Annotated in this window: 6 protein-coding genes and 1 pseudogene; 4 read left to right on the plus strand and 3 right to left on the minus strand. The window is 43.7% G+C overall.

All coding sequences use genetic code 11. The features are described 5' to 3' along the window. Positions 1-149 precede the first annotated feature (149 nt). Together HGJ98_RS11235 and HGJ98_RS11240 are read right to left on the minus strand one after the other, a co-directional pair. A pseudogene (locus HGJ98_RS11235) lies at positions 150-2,270 on the minus strand (thioredoxin domain-containing protein). Positions 2,271-2,490: 220 nt separating this feature from the next. Beyond that, positions 2,491-3,228, minus strand: a complete 738-nt coding sequence (locus tag HGJ98_RS11240) for a LytTR family DNA-binding domain-containing protein (RefSeq protein WP_291351401.1) — start codon at positions 3,226-3,228, stop codon at positions 2,491-2,493. A 363-nt stretch (positions 3,229-3,591) separates the two neighbouring features. Between HGJ98_RS11240 and HGJ98_RS11245 the strand changes: the two genes are divergently transcribed. Together HGJ98_RS11245 and HGJ98_RS11250 are read left to right on the plus strand one after the other, a co-directional pair. After that, entirely contained in the window at positions 3,592-4,035 is a 444-nt protein-coding gene (locus tag HGJ98_RS11245) for a hypothetical protein (protein ID WP_291351402.1), read from the plus strand. Between the two features lie 262 nt (positions 4,036-4,297). Beyond that, a complete protein-coding gene (locus HGJ98_RS11250; protein WP_291351404.1) occupies positions 4,298-6,256 on the plus strand; it encodes a cell wall-binding repeat-containing protein in 1,959 nt (652 codons plus the stop codon). On the opposite strand, the gene HGJ98_RS11255 is transcribed toward HGJ98_RS11250, so the two are convergent. Next, on the minus strand, positions 6,246-7,520 hold the full coding sequence (locus HGJ98_RS11255; protein WP_291351406.1) for an ATP-binding protein: 1,275 nt from the start codon (positions 7,518-7,520) through the stop codon (positions 6,246-6,248). The two genes, HGJ98_RS11250 and HGJ98_RS11255, sit on opposite strands and share 11 nt — an antisense overlap. A gap of 497 nt (positions 7,521-8,017) precedes the next feature. On the opposite strand from HGJ98_RS11255, the gene HGJ98_RS11260 reads away from it, so the two are divergent. Both HGJ98_RS11260 and HGJ98_RS11265 read left to right on the plus strand, forming a co-directional pair. After that, positions 8,018-8,713, plus strand: coding sequence for a hypothetical protein (locus HGJ98_RS11260; RefSeq protein WP_291351408.1), 696 nt, complete (start codon positions 8,018-8,020; stop codon positions 8,711-8,713). Further along, the gene (locus tag HGJ98_RS11265) at positions 8,713-18,879 is read left to right on the plus strand and encodes a cell wall-binding repeat-containing protein (RefSeq protein ID WP_291351410.1); all 10,167 of its coding nucleotides are present in this window, start codon (positions 8,713-8,715) and stop codon (positions 18,877-18,879) included. Before HGJ98_RS11260 ends, HGJ98_RS11265 begins: the two co-directional genes overlap by 1 nt. Positions 18,880-18,934 lie beyond the last annotated feature (55 nt).

Genomic DNA, 18,934 nt, shown 5'->3' on the forward strand with positions numbered 1-18,934 from the left:
CATTGCTACGAATCCATCTCGAGTGATGTGTCATCCTGAAGGAGGAACGACTGAAGGATCTAGATCCTTCGCTAACGCTCAGGATGACATTAACCAACAGAGTAGGTGAAAGTTGCAAGTGTATTGGAGGGGAAATTCATGAATTGCTCCTACAGAAGATCTTTAAAGTCCTCTATTTGATGTACTGGCCGCTGGCAAGAGAAGTTTTCACACAAATAAGCGGTTATTTGGCTTGGGTCAAGAGGGTAATCACGGATCCAAGGGACTATTTCTCCAAGCGTTCCTTCCTGGTATAGAACCGAAGCATAGGGGCGGAATGTGGAAAAGAAAGCTTGGCGCATCTCAACTAGATCGTCTGAGTCCAGGGGACCCGCTAATATTAATTCCTGAGTAGGATGAAGGGCGAATTGTAGTGCTTGTAGAAACGCTGTATATCCTGAGGGATGTTCTTCAAGAACCGTTCTAAAATCAAGCAGTTGTTGTTCTGCCTTATGCTCCCAACGTTCATCACCAGTCAGTCGACCTAGCCGAAGAAGGTTGAGTGCAGTGATTGAGTTGCCAGAGGGAACAGCTCCGTCATAGCTTTCCTTAGGACGGAAAAGTAGTTCTTCGGCATCTGAACCAGTTAAATAGTATCCTCCGCTTTTTTCATCCCAAAACAGGCGATCTTGGTCCTCTTGAAGTTGAAGTGCGGTTTTGAGGAATTGAGGATTACCACTTGCAGAATATAGTTCAAGCAGACCCCAGATGAAGAAAGCATAATCATCTAGGTAGCCGAGATAGGCTGAATCGCCCTCTCGGTAACGGGCCTTGAGGCGTCCATCACCACGTTGAAGATGAGTAAGAATAAAGTTTGCAGCTTTTTCAGCGGCTTCGAAATAAGACCTGTTTCCGAAAACCTGGGCTCCTTTTGCCAAGGCGGCAATCATCAAACCGTTCCAGGAGGTTAATATTTTATCGTCCTTATGAGGGTGTATCCGTTTTTCTCGAGTGGCAAAGAGAGTTTGACGTGCGCCTTCCAGAGATTTTATAATCTCATCCTCTTTCAGGGCGTTATCGTGAGCAGCTTTCTTAATAGATCCCATTAAAAGGTTGGGTATATTTTTTCCTTCAAAGTTACCTTGTGAGGTGATGTCATAAACAGCACAATACTTAAGGGCCGTCTCTTTGTCCAATACGGCTTCAACCTCTTCGGGAGTCCAAACGTGGAATTTCCCTTCTTCCCCTTCAGCGTCAGCGTCTTCAGCGGAATAGAAACCGCCCTCAGAGGACGTCATGTCTCTTAGGACATAGGTGAAAATTGCTTGTGCTATCTGAGCATCTTTTTCTAAATGCGAGACTTGATAGTTTTCCAAGTACGCTAAAGCTAACAAGGCATTATCGTAGAGCATTTTCTCGAAGTGAGGGACTAACCATTTTTCGTCCGTACTATACCTGGCAAAACCAAATCCTATGTGGTCGTACATTCCACCAAGAGCCATTCCTTCGAGAGTTTTGCGGACCATTTCTAGTGCCTTGTCTTGGGGATGGTCCATCGCATAACGAAGAAGGAAGGTAAGGGTATGAGGGGTGGGGAATTTCGGAGCACGACCAAATCCTCCGTAACCCTCGTCAAAGCTCTGGACTAAGGTTTCATAAGCTTTGGAAATAACCTCCGTTCCCCAGGACTTAAAGGAATTAGAAGTTTCTTTTAGCTCGTTTGCAATTGGGGAAGAGGTTTTACTCGGCAATGAACGCCCCGATTGAATGGCAACCACTAATTGATCGGCAGATTCTCGCAATTTTTCTTCGTTACTTGCCCAGAGACTCCCTACTTGGTCTAAGAGTTCCATGATCCCTTTATATCCATAGCGCTCAGTTTTTGGGAAGTATGTCCCAGCAAAAAAAGGCTTTTTCTCGGGTGTCATCATAATAGTTAGGGGCCAACCACCTGAACCAGTAAGAGCCTGACAGAAGGCCATGTACAAATGATCGACATCCGGGCGTTCTTCCCGATCCACTTTAATGGAGATAAAGTCGCGATTAAGTAAAGCCGCAACTTCTTCATCTTCGAAGGATTCCCGTTCCATAACGTGACACCAGTGACAAGTCGGTAAAAGACCAAACTACGAATACCCAATAGATAAGAAAACAGGCTTATTCTCTGCTTTCGCTGTCTGAAAAGCCTCTTCGCTCCAAGGGTACCAATTCACGGGATTATAAGCGTGTTGGAGCAAGTAGGGTGATTTTTCAGTAGCTAATCTATTGGGTATTTGTTCATTTGTTGTCATGGGCAACACCTCCTTTCTATAAAAAATTCATTACAAAAAAACGAGCCCTATGGGATTTGTATTATTATATCCCACGAGGCTCTTATTTTATCTATACTTAATTGGGGATATTTTCGATGGAGCCGTGTTCATACGAAACCTTGGCTAATAGTGTGTGCAATAGTCGGTTGATTTCCACCGATCTGGATACATTCCAATTACGTTACGAATGTCAATTTCATCATATGTTATTACATCCATCAAACGAAAAATCAATATACGTCTGTTTAATACTCTTATAGAGCTCTCTTGAGATTGGAACAGGCTTATTTGAAAAGGTGATGATACCTTTTTCTGAAATACGGTGAATATAGTCCATATTCACTATGTAAGAGCGGTGGGGCTTAATAAACCGTTTATCGCTAAGCAAGTCGTTTTCGAGCTGGCTCATAGTACCAAGGCTTTCCAAAACCTCACCGCTTGTTAAGTGGAAGAATAAGGTTCGCCTTAAAACTTCGATATATTCAATGTTATGTAAAAAAACGTTTGTTAAACACGTTTTACATTTTACAATGATCCCCTTTTCTCTTTTATCAACAATATCAGCGCAAGCCTTTTCTAAAATGGTAATAAGCCCTTCTTTTTTTATTGGCTTTAAAAGATAATAAAAAGCATCTACCTTGTAAGAATCCACAGCAAACTCATGTGATGAGGTTAAAAAAACTATTTTAGAAATGTTATTTTTTTTCCTAATCTCTGCTGCAACCTCGATACCAGTCATCAAAGGCATCATAACATCTAGAATTAAAATATCATAGTTTGTACCATTTTCCGTTGCCAGAAGCAAATCAAGGCCGTTCGAAAAGGTGTCGCATTTAATATTATATTTAAAAATATGAGAAGCCTTAAACGTCTCTACGATTTGTTTAATTAGTAATAATTCGGTGTTATTGTCATCGCAAATGGAAATTCGCAGCATAAGTCTTATTCCTTTCGGCTATGCCAAAGGCACAAGCATAGATTGCCCTTCTTTAAAAATAACACTTAATTATAGCATTAAAATTATTACATTTGATATTTGTGAAGCGCTAATCAAACACTAATTTTATTTTTGGTAATATTTTATATATTTATAAAGAACTCCTAATTTCATTTCGTTTGTATTTCGGCATATCTTGAATTCAGGAGAGACCTATACCTTTGAGTGATGTCATGTCACCTGTTTGTTCATTTCATGACGAAAAAGATACATTTCATGCAGGTGATGAAATGTAGAAAGCTTTTTAGCTTATAATTGCCATGTCAGTTGTATGACGAATAAAAAATATTGGGGTTAAACACAATGAAGAAAATTATTCCACTGCTACTTATCCTTATCATTACAGCTGGTATGCTTACTGGGTGCGGCGGAGAAACAACCACTTCACCAGCACCAGAAAAGCCAGCAACTTCCCAAGAAACAACAAACCCTGCCGATTCCAAGGATGCAACTGTAATGGAGGAGCTTAGAAAGTTAAAGGAGCTTGAGGGCAAAAATATAAAACTTGTAGAGGTCTATAATGAGGTTGTAACTTTAGCCATGAAAAATGGTTGGGATAAAGATGAATTGACATTAAAAGAATTAAACGCCGTTAATGCTACCAGTCAAACATTTAACTCTATGATCAAAGATCCATCGTCCGCTCACGGTGTTGACTTAGACGCAATATTAAGTGCGACTGATGACTTATCTACAGAATTAGACACGAATATTAGGCAAAGAGTTTCGGTGCCATTCGCAAAATAAAAAGGGATAAGAGAAATCGAATCGCATACCCCACAAGTCAGGCGTAGCAACAATATGGGTAACACCCCCGCATATTTCGACAAAGAAATCGAAGTAACAAAAAAGCGGATGAAAACGGGAGCGTTAACGCGACAAAAAGCAATCGGGGAAAAAAGGCACTCCTCAATCTAAATAAATTAACGTGGATTCTGAGGAAAAGCAGTTTTAGCCTGATAAATACGCGATCAATGCCTGTGAGAATTCTATTGAGAGGGGAGTATTGATGAAAAGAAATAGTTTTAAGGTATTCATTACTGTACTTGCTGTAACAAGTTTTATGCTATTTAACACCTGCACGATTGCAGCCACCCCCTCGATAAATTTAACTCAAACACCGGAGGTCACAAGGATTTGGGGTGCAGATAGGTATGAAACAGCCAAAGCGATTGCTGAAAAATATAGCAGCGATACCGTAGAAAATATTGTCCTTGTTCCTGGAAATAGTTATGCGAATGCTATTCCGGCAGCAGTTTTAGCGTATCAAAAAAAAGCAGCATTTCTTTTAGTAGGGCCCAGCGCCAATCAAACGAAAGAAGCCTTTGATTTCATTGCCAAACACTTAAATACTGCCGGCATGGTCTACCTTGTTGGGGACAGAGATCAGATAGGAAAAGATTTTGAGAGTAAATTAGCGGATATCGGGTGTGCGAACATTACGAGAATCAGCGGTGAAAACAAGATTGAAACAGACCATTTGATTGCCAAAGAATTGAGTGTGCAGATAGGGACACCGGTTGTTATTGCTACTAGTGAAAATTTTCCTGATTCGTTATCGATCTCCAGCATTGCTGCAGCCAATGGCTGGCCGATACTTTTTAGTGAGAACAATCAACTACCTGATTCAATTAAAGAATATATAAGCTCGATTAAACCTTCCCAATTCTATATTACTGGGGGAACAGTGGTAGTATCTGCTGAAGTGGAAGCGGAGTTAAAGCTGATTCAACCGGAAGCGGAATTCATACGATTCGCCGGCAAAGACAGATATGATACCTCCCGTCAGATCGCCAATTATTTTGCTCCGGATGCCTCCAATATTTATTTAGCATCCGGTCTCCAATTCCCTGATGGTATAACGGGAGGCATGCTAGCCGCCCAAACCAAAGCTCCGGTATTATTGATCAACCCTAATGCACAGATTCAAGAACTTTCCAATTTCCGAACAGTATCAACTATCACCTGCTTCGGTGGGACGCAGGCTTTATCGGCTGAATTAGTAAGAGGATTGAGGCAGAAAAGTAGTGTAGTCAATCCTTATGTAGTATATAGCTATGAGCAAATGCGCAAGGACGCGGCAAAAATTCAAGAACTTTATCCTGAGGCTGTACAATTAGAAACTATAGGCCAATCTGTAGAGAATAGAGAGCTGTTACTCCTTAAACTTGGCAAAGGAGAAAAGAAAGTCTTTCTGAATGGCAGTATGCATGCCAGGGAATATATGACGACCTCTTTCCTGATGAAATTGATTGATGAATACGCCTATGCCTATACGTATGATGAAGCATTCGATAATTATAATGTCAAAACGCTTTTGGACAATGTAACACTCTACATCGTGCCCATGGTCAATCCGGACGGGGTCAATTTAGTGCAAAACGGGTTATCTGCGGTAAATAATCCTCAGAAAGTTAAGCAAATGCGCCTATTCTATCCGAAATTGGGTTACGCCAGTTGGAAGGCGAATATCAACGGCGTAGACCTCAATCGAAATTTTCCGGTAGGTTGGGATGTAAAATCAAGCGATACCAAGGTTCCAAGTTCACAAAACTATAAAGGAACGCAACCGATGACCGAACCTGAAGTAATGGCTGTCATGGATTTAGTTAAAAATAACAGCTTTAAGATTGTCGTGTCCTATCATACCCAAGGCGAATATATTTTTTGGTCGGATAAAAACTGCGGTTCTTTTAATTATCTATTAGAACCGATGACAAATAGACTTGTAAGCCTCACCGGATATGAAAAAGGAGGGAAAATACATACCTCAGGTAATTGGGGTGCTGGGATTGCGGATTGGACCCGGTCACTAAAAATTCCGACCTTTACCCTTGAGCTCTGTCCATATCGCAGCGAAATTCCTTATCCCGATTCAGGGTTTGATGATGTTTGGGAAAGAGTAAAGGATACTGGATTGTTTTTTGCACAAGAGGCTATAGCGTTTGACGGCGGCATTACAAAATAATGCTTGCCTTAAAGACTCTGTCTTCGGATGTGAAGGAATACACACCGGCGTATTTTTGTACTACCGCTACAATGCTTTTCGTCCCAAGACCACGATTTTCCTCTGTGCTTACCGGCATGTCGTCAACAAAGATGATCGTGCCATCGAAGCTGTTGGTGATTTGTATGTAGAGCTTATTATTTTTGATATTGCATACGATTTGCAAGGTTCTTTCATTGGCGTCGTTAATCCCCTTGCAGGCGTTTATGGCATTTTCAATGGCATTAGCAAAAATAACGCAAAGATCCGTATCGGATACGGCGTTATTCTCTGGGAGATTGATCTGAGTTTCAACATTAATTTGTTCATTCTTTGCTTTCGCAATATAGGAAGATAGTATCAAATTGACCGTATAATTGCTGCAATATCTTTCGACCGTAGCACCATCAATGGTTTTTTCGACCTCTGTAATATATTTTTGCGCCGCTTCCTTGTTGTTGTCTATAAGATAGGAATTGATTAGATTCAAATGGTGTCGCATATCGTGGCGATACAGCATTGTTTTTTCTTGTGATTCTTCCAATGCTTTAAAATGATTATGTGCTGCGGCGACTTGCGTCATTAATAAATTCTGTTCGTTTTGCAGGGTGAGCCGTTCTTGGGTTTGCTTGAAAAATCGCAGAATCAGATAATAAGCTGAAAGAGTCAAAATAAACACAAGCGTGGAGTTCCATAAAATATTACTACTTAAGATCACCTTGTTTAAGCTATACGTACTAGCTGAGTAAATTAGCACAGAGTATGAAATCGGGATTATGCAAAATCCTATCCAGCCATTATCAGTGTTGCGCATCATATAAAGAAATAGAGGGCGGATGTACTTGAAAATTAGGAACCATACCGGTAGATACAGAATATAACAAACAATAATCACAGTTTCTCTGCTTGAGCCGAGGAAATATGAAATAATAAGTCCTACCAAAGAGAACGACGAGGTAATAGCGACGACTGTCCAATGAACAAAAAATACCTTAATTGGTTTGAACTTGGAGATAGACACAAATGCTAAAAATACGGGAAGTTGGACAAGAAGGGGATATAGTTTCATGAAATATGCATACCCGAATTTAAACAAAAAAAGCCCATCAATAATTAGAACGACAGTTGCATAAAGACCTAGGAGATAGCGGTTTTTCTTGTGTTTTATTTCGCAATCTAAGAGCATATACATCACACTGATCGCGAAAATAAGGCTAAGAAGAGACCTTATATAATCCATCGCCATGCGTATTACCTCCAATTTACTTCCATATTCATCCGCAAGCCAACTTATCTGTAAATATTCAGCTTTCTGTGCTGGAAAGTAGCAAATTTATACAATAACTTGAGTAACATCCATATTTAATTCATTATACCAGAACTTATGCAAAAAAAGACAAAATCTGCATCCCACTATCCTACAATGCAGAAATATAGCGGCCTGTGTTCCTTTACTGTTGAACAGAAAATCCTCTTCTTACAGAAACGAATGAGAGAGTAGAATTAGCAATTACTGTTGCTGATTCTACTCTCTCATTCGTTTTAAAAAGTTAAGGAGTTTTTGTTCCAAGAAATTTTTCGTTTCATGACGAAAAACATACATTTCATGCAGGGGGCAAATTATTTTAAAAAAATTTATGCTATGGTGAGATTGTTCCCTTTTCGCAACGCAGGGACCCTTCATTAGTTCGTTTCAACAGGACGAATGTAGACAAAAAATACTAGAGGGAGGAGCAGAAGAAAGTGAGAAATTTCAAAAAGGTAATGTCTGTTTTCTTGGTAAGCGTCATGTTGCTTTCTATGTTGCCACTAAATTCACTTGCTCAGGCATCTAATCTAAGCTTAAGTGACGCAGCAATGTCTGACAAAGACGGGCCTGTAAGCACTTCAAATTCCTTGGAACAGGGGAGTTCCAATCTAGAGACCAGTGATCCGGCAGTGTCTGAAACAGACAACTCTGAGACTACCGTAAATTCACTTGCCCTAGGGGAAAGTAATCCTAACGCAAGAGAGCAGCTTATTGCCGCTCTAGCGGAGCAATACGGCCCCGACAACTCGGAAGCTATGTTTGACTCAATGGTTTCCATGGGGATCGTTGATGAAAAGGGCAACCGTCTTACCTACAAAATCGAGATGGACGGCAAGCTTTACACTTTGGACCAAATGGGGGAGATTGTCAATGCTCCCGGCGTTGACCTAACTAAGGAGGTTAAAGTCGACGACAAAGTGGTTAAGCTGGCTTTTATCTCTCAGTTAATTAACTTTGAAGTGTACCTGAAATTTGTTGAGGACAATTTTCTCAAGAATCAGGTAACGGTCACGGATGAGCATCTGAAAATGTTGGCAGACCTTGAGAATCAGCTGAATACAAAAGGGATAAGCCTTGTAGAGGATGCCTCTAAAACGCTGCAATCCAGGATACTGATCCGGATGCAGTAGTGGAGTATAGTCTGGGTGCTATCTCCGCAAACAACACGGTGGACATAACTTACACCTTGACAGGGGGCGGAGCGGATGCCCAGGTCACTTTTTCTCAGGAATGTTTGTCTGGAATACTGGATGCTAATGATATAACGACAACCTCTGCAGCTATAACCCTGACTTCCAGTAGTCCAACAGAATCGGTTACCCTTAACTTACCCAGTGTAGAAAATGTACTCTGGAAGGGTGAAGTTCCCCTATGTTATGTGCGCCTCAATGACCTTCGTGGGGGTCTGTTTTCCAACGGGAAATCAAGTCAGCTTGTACCAATAACAAAGAGCGGTGATTATGCTTTTACCTCTTACAAACCAACGATTGTGCATCTTCCATTTCCATTTAACCAAGATGTTATCGGCCCTAACGCTGTTAATATGTTAACAAACCCGTGGCCAAAGAGTAATACGTCGGGTTGGTATACAACCGGTTATTGGCAGAAGGGCGATTATGATGGCGAGCTAAAAATTGCGCCCAAAGAAACATTAATCGCATCACAAACCATTAGCCTACCTGATGATGCTAGAAACCTAGTCGCAAACGGTAACCTTACGGCAAGTGCTAGTGTCTTCTCTTGGGCAGGGGCTGGGCGACAAATGGATACTTATGTTAAAATTATTGGTTATGATAAAGACAATAAAGTGCTGGGTCTTCCTGCTACGGATTCGTACCAAGGCGGTGATAATACCACGGTTCGGTCTATTTCCGGATATATCCTGCCCGCAGGCACCGCTTCTGTATGTTTTGAAGCATCAAATTGGACCAACAGTGGTGTTACCGGGCCGTCAATGCACGATTTTCATTTGCATCTCACAGACTACAAAGCGCCTACAGTTGAAGCTATTAGCTCACCTAATGAAACCTTTAAAGCTGGTGAGCAGGTTCCTATTGTTGTAACCTTCAGCGAGCCAGTTGTGCAGAACAGCGCGCTTACCTTAACCCTGAAAGATGCAAACGATAAGGTATATACGGTTACAAAAGAGAACACAGGGGTTACAAGTTCAAAAATTACCTTCATATTTGATATACCGCCCCAGACCCCAATAACCCTCTGGCCTGTTAGTATTTCCGCGGGTGTCAAGGACACCTCTGACAACCTAAGTACGGCCTATAATTTCCCAATCAATGGGGGTACAGGTAAAACTACTCCCCTGCCAACGACCTTTGTCTATAACGAGTTAGACAGTCTGCTGGGCTTGACACTAAAACATGCAAATAACACTGATCTAAACGGGGCTTATTTGCCAGACGAGACCAAGGGTCAATTGGAAATTGGGCTGTTCCAAAGTGAAGATGAGACCATCGACCATTCTACTGTAGGGGCCAAGCAAAATGAGTGGCTTATTAACCATACTACTGTGGACCCAGAAGATGGTCAAAAATTCACGGTTGACCGACTTTTTGCCTCCTATAACAATGGAGTAACCAAAATACCCCTCTATATTACAGATGCAACAGATAAACTGACTGCCGAATTTGACTTGCCATCGAGCGATACAGTCTGCAAAATGCGGCTCTTCATGGCTACCGGCGAATTGGATGAGGAATCAAAACCAATTTTCCGCCCGATTTTTGAGAACGGATACAGTGCCAATTTCAGTATCGGTGCTCTGACCTTAGTCGACGCAAAGGACATGACGATTAACTATCCGGCGTCTTATCCCTCAGGAAAAGACAAGGTGCTGAATTTAGGGGATTCTGAAACAGTCCGGCTAACGTATACGTATAGCGGAGAAGCCACCTATAAAAGCGCCGATGATTTCAAATGGGTTTCCTCCGATGAAAAGATTGCAACCATAAACGCCAGCACAGGCGAGATTACGCCGGTGGGTGTTGGTAAGGTTACGTTTAACTTGGTTGCCATGAATGGCACAAACGATGGGACAAAGGATGTAAGTATTCAATCAGCCGAATTTACAGTCCAAGCATCCCTTGATAAGCCCGCCCTTGCCGTGAGCAAGTTTATCACTACCAAAAAGGGTGTGCCGGCGCAGGTGATGTGGAGCACCAATGTAATCTACATGAACCAACAGGCTGAGCCCTCCAAAGACACAACGTTTATAGTGGAGCTTTATAAGGGCAGCTACCCAAGTATCGCTGATTTGGAGGGTAAAACACCCACCTATACGGCAGCCAGCGAGGTAAATGCCAGTTCCTTTACTATTCCCGGGGAGCAACTGACCCAGCTTTCCGTTGGCGCCGAACCTGCCTATACCGTGAAAATAAGCACGGATAATCCCAACGTTTCCGGCGAAACGGTGGCAGCAGTGGGGAACATTATCGTTACCTCCCCTCCGGCTAAGGTTATAATTGACCGCCCTGCCAGTTACTATATCTTAGATACGGCCAATCAACTCACTTTAAACTGGCAGTCCATGGATGTAAACACCGCCAGCGGGTATGATTTCGAGTTTGAAGTGACCAAAAATGGGGCTTCAGTGACCGAAAGCCAAGAACCCAGTGGCAGCTATACCCTTAATTTGGCGGATGTTACCGGCAAATTAAAGGACGTGTATACAGTCACTGCCAAAATCAAAAACACAGGGGACGAGGCTTACAGCTATGACTCCTTTGTCCTCAATGTCTATGACGCTGAGGCCATGAAAATTTGGGTGGATAAACAAGACCCGACCTCAACCATTACCCTGGATAATTCCGACCGCATTTCGGCGATGACCAGTGCGGAAATAGTCGCCTTAGAAAGAAACATCTCTTTGACCAATCAGCTGAGTATTAACTATGGTGACTATTCCTATGGTTCTGTCAGCGACCAAATTGAATGGAAATCCAGTGACTCCAAAGTTGGCAGCATCAATTATTCACAAGGTGGCGCCTACAAGAACATTGAGGATTACGATTCTCTATCCTACATGCCGACGACCAACTTTATCCTGGCCGGTTTAAAGGATGGCACAACCACCATTGATGCCACCCATAAGTTGTCCAGAATGACCGACACCTTAGGAGTCACAGTCAAGACCTTGAAGGACAAACTATACCTCTTCCAAGCGATGCCCTTGGCTTTAACTGAATTCAGTTATACCAACGGAGACGGTACAGAGAAAACCATATCCAGCGATGATCAAGGTGCTGTTGCCATTTATGAACCGAAGGGTATTAAAAGCGATGTAAAGCTCAAAAGTACCGTAGGTGATAGTATCTATCTGGGAACGATCTATCATAACAACCTGTTATCGGGTGAAAATGACGGCTCCAAGGGCCAACTTTATCCTATTAATAACTTTGTGCTCCGGAAAGCCGCCCAGCTGGACTTGAACTTTAAAAACCCCGATGGTACACCCTACATAGGGACGGTTACCCTTCGTGGCGGCGTCTATAAAAACGGAAATTACTGCGAAACCAGTGAAATTTCCGATCGGGCTGACGCTTGGAAAAGAACCATTTCCATCAACCCGGACAACGGTGCTTATCGACAAGTCTTTGATATTACGCGCTTTTGGTCAGCTGCGGGAGGGGAAAACAGCGCTTCCAGCGTAAAGGCCAGCGATCAAATTGACTATGTCTTCGAATTTCACTTCGGCAACGATGATTATCAGCCCCAAATTAGTAAGTTTTCTGGCAACCTATCCGGTGCCGATGTACTGCGCTTTGGTGAGAGCGTTGTAAATCTCGTTGCAATTGCTGCCGAGGATAAGGATAAACCCTTTTTCGCTGCCCAGTATTTAGACCGCTACAAGAAAAGCGGACGTCTTGACAATATAAAAAATGCCACAGGAAACCTGGGACTGAATGCCCAGACACCGAAGGTCAGAATTGATACTCAAGCACTTTGGTGGGGAGAACCCCTGGAGAACAAACAGGTCTCCATCTCCCTGATCAATGAAAAAGGTTCCGTCCTTGCCGGACAGAATTTCAAAACCTTCCAATACCCCTTTGCCACCATGCTGGTAACTGAGCACCAAGTGGTCATTGATCAAAGTAATATTTGGGTGGATGAAAAGGGTAGGGGGAAACTTACCGTCAAGCTCTTCAACGAAGACGGAACCCTGTATAATTCCACTTTAGAACCCTATTCGATTCGCAATATGCTGAACGTGGAAAACCTCTCCCAAAGCCCGGATGTCAATCAAAAGTTTCAAGAGGAGCTCCAAAAAAGCATTAAAGCCGGCTCTTCCTTTGATGCCAAGGACAAGTTTACCCAAAGTGCCCTTGACTATGCCAGCAACATCAAGTTTGGCAACGACAACTTTTCCTTAATGTTGGCACCCACCTCAGATCCTACCGTCTTTAACGGACTCTTGCAGCTCAACGCAGGAGACGATGTCATGGATATGGGCCCGGAAGAGGACGAGTTTTCGCTGATGCTGGATGATGACGAGGTAGAGAGCGCTGTCAAATCCGGCTATGCTAAGGCCCGTGAATTGGCCAGCAATCTGAAGGATGATATTGAGAGTTTACAGGAAGATGCCCAGGATAGTTCGGTCAACTACCAAATAGGCGGCTACTTCAGCTGCCAAGTTCGTTATAATTTTGAAACGGCAAAATGGGAAATACGTCCCATTGGCGGCGGGATCAAAGCGGGCATTGGTTTTAATTACTCAACCACAAAAAATGTCCTAATTGGCGGCGTTGTTCCTGCTACCTTTGAACTTGCCCTGGGTGCTGCCGTGCGTCTGGAGTTTGATGCCCATATGCTCTATGAACCTGTTTCCTTTGGAGGGATTGACTACTCATGGCAAGCTGACAAAGAAAATGCCACAGATTATTTGACCAATCTCAGAATTAAGGCCTATATTTATGCCTTTGGCGGTTTGGGCTTTGATGCAACGATTGTGGCGCTGAAAATTGGCGTGTTTGGTCAATTAACCCTGGAAAATGAAAATAAGTTCCTCAACCGAAACTATCTAGATCCGGCTATAGCCGATCTGCCCGCAGGTCATAACCAAACAGAAAAGGCCTTATCCGGATCCAGGCTTAACCTGCAGGGGATGATCGGAATTAAGTTTGTGGCTAAATTACTGTTGATTTCCTATAAGAAAACCTTAGCCTCAGCCAGCTTCGAAAAAGAATGGACCTATCGCAACTGGGACAAAATTGAGGCCTATTGGAAAGAGACTACCGGAGATATGCTGACGGCGGATAATATGAGTCTGGCGACACGTTTATATGCCGCAGCAACAGGACAGGATTTGGTGGTAATCACTAAGGCACCTGAGCTGGAGAGCCGGGAGTATCTTAAGGAGTATACTCGTGTTTGGGGATCACCCAGTGGAATGATGCGAGCCTTGTCACTGGATACCGAGAATCTTGCCCCCAACACTCTCCAGACAAATGCCTATCCTTATGCCAATCCACTGATAGCCAGTGATGGCTCGATGTTTGTGTATTTATCCGATAACAATAGTTCAAATGTTTGGGATACCACGGCAAACTATGCACTTAAGCAAGGCGGTAGCTATATTGACCAAGGCAAGATCAACCCCACAGCCGAAAGCTTTGGCGATTCCCAGTTGTCCTTTGCCGGTAATGGTAGTCTGGCTATATCTGCCTGGGTGAGGTTAGCAGATAAGCTGGAGAAAAATGGCGATCAAGAACTCAGCACCGCCGAAATAGCCATGATGACAAACAATACAGAGATTTTTACCAGTATTTATAAGGCTGGTTCATGGACGACGGAAAGACTGACCAACAATAGCACACCCGACATGGCTCCCGTGGTTGCCACAAACGGCAGCCAGGCGGTTGCTGTCTGGCGGAGTGTCTATGCCGGCGATGCTGCCAATCCGACGGATTTTAGCGGCAAAGACACCCTGGTTTACCGTATTTATGACGGAAGTAACTGGAGTGAAACCAAGTCACTTTACAACGGTGTGTCAGGGAGTGTCGTAGGCTTAGAAGCAGCGATGATGTCTGAGGGAACTTCAGCTGTTACTTACATTATTGATCCAAGTGAAGAAAGAGATGCTAATAGCTACGAAATTGTGTATGGAGTGCTTGATGAGGGCGGTGCTATCGTCAAGAATGTTCGTTTGACTAACGATGATACACCTGATGAAAATCCTCAGCTAACCGTTGCTAAAATCGGAGATGAGGAACGATTCATGCTTGGCTGGTACAAAATGGAGGGAGAAAACTCCGATATTCGCCTGGCGACCTTTAGCGAGGACGGCAGTCCTAAAGAAGATTTTGTGGACAGCTTGAAGGCAGTGTCCAGCGGTAACACGATTGGCAGCAACTTTAAGTTTGTTAACACCAGTCAAACGAATAATGACTTCAAAAACATTTCTATTTTATGGGTTGAACCTAATTCTCAGGGAAGTGACTCTTTAAAGGCCATCAAATTTATGCAGGAATCAGTAGACGGAACAAACCTCGCTTTGACCTCAGCAGCCGTCGACGTTGCAGAGATGCCGGAGAAAACCGTCATCGACAGCTTCGATGCCTATGTTTCAAATGCTACCAACGACGAAGTCAAGGTGATCATTTTAGGGACTGAAGCGAAAGATGGAGCATTTGACACGGAAACGGATACCGACGAGGATGGAAATACCGTTGAAATTCAGGTGCCCAAGACAGAAAGCAAGATGTTCACGGCAACCCAAGCCTATCAGAATAAAGCCCAGATAACAGCGGCAGAGTTTGACTATACTGGAATTAAGTCAGGTTTTAGCTTGCCCATCGCCTTTACAGTGCAAAATCAAGGCAAAGAGGTGATGACCAGCGTCACCCTAGACTATAGGGATGGCGACGGCACAGAAAGTAAAACCTTTGATCAGCTGACAGTTTTACCCGGCACAAGTAAAACCTTGATTGTCAATTACAGTGTGCCTGTCAACATAGCCGATTTATCCTACAGCGGTACAGCAAGCTTTGGTGATTCGCCGCTCATTCTGACCGGTGATGGGACATTGCCTTTGGCAGTGGCCGATGTGGGCTTTACTAAGATTGATACGGTTAAAGAGCAGGATGGTCAGCGTCAGTTTGCCGTGAGTCTTTACAACAGCAGTGACTATAAGCTCAAGAACAGCGGCAAACAAGTAAAACTGGCAATCTACGATAATTCAGCCTATACCTCAGGGACCGAGGTGGCTCCGATGGTGACCATTTCCGATCCAGACGAATTATCACTGATTGACAACGGCGCCTATACCGCCAATTTAAGCTTTGATCTCAAGTCCTATCTGGCAGGTCAAGGAAAAGACGAAATCCCGGCTAACGGTGTCACCCTGTATGCCAAGGCTTGGATCGTCGACAGCTCGGACAAAGAGCTGCCGGAGTTTGTTGGTGAAAACAATTTCAGCACCCTGTTTTGTGACAATCTGGTCAAGCGTAACGGCGGAAATCCCATAAAGGTTGACGTTAAACAGTCAAATTCTGAGACAAAAACCACAGCTGTTCTAACACTTCAAAATCTTGCCATGCAAGAGGTAACAAACGGTAACGTTGCAGTAAACCTGCTTGACGAGGGCGGAAATATTATTGTAACCCAGTATCTGTCAAATACGGCGGAGGGTCTTGTTGTTTTAGACAGCGAGGCAGTCATCAGTAAAACCTTTGTGTTTGACACCTTGGGTGCGGATGTGGAAGCCTATTATTTTAACGCTACAGCGGATTCCATGAACGCAGACCTGCTGGTTTTGGGTGCTACTGGTGTGGGAGTTAACTTTGACAAGGATACTACAACCTATGATAACCTAAGCGCCAATGGTTTAAAATCCACCAACCTAACCGCGATTTCCGCAAATCCAAAGGCTAAAGTGGTGCTTATGGATGCCGGCAACACTGTGCTCGCTGAGGCAACAGGTGCTGTCGCCTATACTCTGCCACTGGCAAGCGGCAGCAATACCTTTGAGGTGACGGTTGAGCCGGACGGTGCAGGAGCACTGCCGAAAACTTACTCTCTGACGGTTGACAATGCAGCTCCTGCCAACGGAAGTGTGACACTCTCTGCTTCAGAGCCTGGCCCAAGAGGGTGGTGGAATAGCAGCTCAGTACCTGTCACATTGACAGCCACTGGCCTAACTAACTTCACTCCAACAAAAATGGAATACAAAGTAAATAATGGCGATTGGACGAGCAAAACCTATACAAGTAGCCCTATTGATGTAACAAATATCACAGCTGAGGGCACCCATTTCATCAGTGCCAAACTTCAAGATGCCAATGATTACAATTTGACAGCCAACAGTTTGACCGTAAAAGTGGACAGAACGGCCCCTGCGTTTGGGGCAGGCAAAACGTCAGCAGCTCTGGCAGGAGATACACTGACTGTATCTGCTGAGGTGACCGATGCTTTAAGCGGCATTTACAGCGTGGTGATGACAAGTGGCGGTACAACTTACCCCATGCAAAAACAAGGGGATACAGATACCTATACTGCTAACATTACAGCAAATAGCGTCGGCGCTATCACTATTGTGGCAACAGATATGGCAGGAAATACTGCCCAGACCTCCACTGGCTCGAGTAATCCTGGTGGATCGTCAGGCGGAGGGGGTTCACACATCCCGAGACCGACAAATCCGACAACCCCAACATCCACGATTGTTACAGGCAGTGTCATTGACGGTAAAACAGGCGCTCAGGTTTCCAATGTCGCAGTTACCGTAACGACGGATAGGGAGGGCAATGTTACAGTTTCCATGAATGCTGTGCAAGTATTAATCCTAAAACAGCCCGACAGAACAACAAGCCCATTAAGTGATTTCTCCAAAGTGGCTATCACAACGGCAACAGGTTCTCCAGCCACAATTTCTGCCGATGGAACCATCCAAGTACAGAACTTGGCTAAAGGAACAGATAATCATTTTATTATCTTCTATGATTTGGGCAACGGACAAAGGATTACTATGGGAACCATGGACATTAATATGGACAGCAATGGAAATGTCAAATTAACCACTACCTTAATCGACCCTTATGGGATCATAACGGATTCTGCTACTGGAGCGGTTATAACCGGTGCTGATGTAACCTTGTATTATGCCGATACTGAGCGAAACAAAACTGCTGGAAAAATTCCGGATTCATTAGTAGAACTGCCTATTATTGAAGGGTTCGAGCCAAACGATAATAAAAATCCACAAATCAGTGATCTAGGAGGAGCCTATGGATTCATGGTCTTCCCCACTTCAGACTACTATATTGTGGCAACAAAGGATGGGTATGATCAATTCAGGAGTCCGACCATACCAGTAGAACAAGACATTGTAAAATTAGACTTTAAAATGAATCAACCCAGGGTCGGTGTAACCAGACTTGCTGGCTTAACAAAAGTGGATACCGCTCTGGAAATTGCCAAAGCAAGCTATACCGGAAAGGTTTCCAATGTGATCTTGGCAACCGCCGATAACTTCCCCGATGCACTGGCAGGAAGCGTCCTAGGCTATAAGCTGAATGCACCCATCCTACTGGTTGGACGCAGTGAAGAGGATCAAACTAAAGTCATTACTTATATGAAAGACAACATGGATCCTAAAGGAACTGTCTATATTTTAGGGGGTAGGGCAGCGGTCAGTGCTGCTGTGGAAGAGAAAATAGTAACTAGTGGATTTTCTCAGATCAAGAGATTAGGTGGATTCGACCAATATGAAACAGCCCTGAAAATTGCCGATGAATTAGATCTTTTGACAGGCACCCCCATCGTACTGGCCTATGGGGAAAACTATCCAGACGCCTTATCCATAAGCAGCGCGGCAGCGGCCATGCAGTATCCCATACTATTGGTGGGAAAAGATGGAATAAGCGATGGAGTCAAGCAAAAAATCGCGGAACTAAAGCCGATCAGGGTCTATATCATAGGGGGGCAAGCGGTTGTAGGCAGAGCCGTTGAGGATCAAGTGTCTGAGCTGACACCCCTAGGAAAAAGAGCTATTGTAAGACTCAGTGGAGTGGATCGCTATGAGACCTCGTTTGCCGTAGCAAACTACTTTAAGTTAGCCGGGCAAACAATTAGTGTGGCAACTGGCGAAAACTTCCCGGATGCTCTTGCAGGTAGTGCTTATGCAGCAAACTTCAATGCTCCGATTATTTTAGCCGATGTCAAGCTCTCAGAAACTATATTGAATTATCTTAAGACCAAAAAAATGACTGGAGCGAGTATTTTCGGAGGAGAGGCCGTCATCAGTAAAGCCATTGAGCAGCAACTTGAACAGTTGCTCGGGAAATAGGAAAGGTAAATTATCAGCCAAAGCCCCACGGGCAGAGTCTTAACAAGGCTCACCT

The organism is Desulfosporosinus sp., from assembly GCF_014237355.1.
GTDB lineage: Bacteria > Bacillota > Desulfitobacteriia > Desulfitobacteriales > Desulfitobacteriaceae > Desulfosporosinus.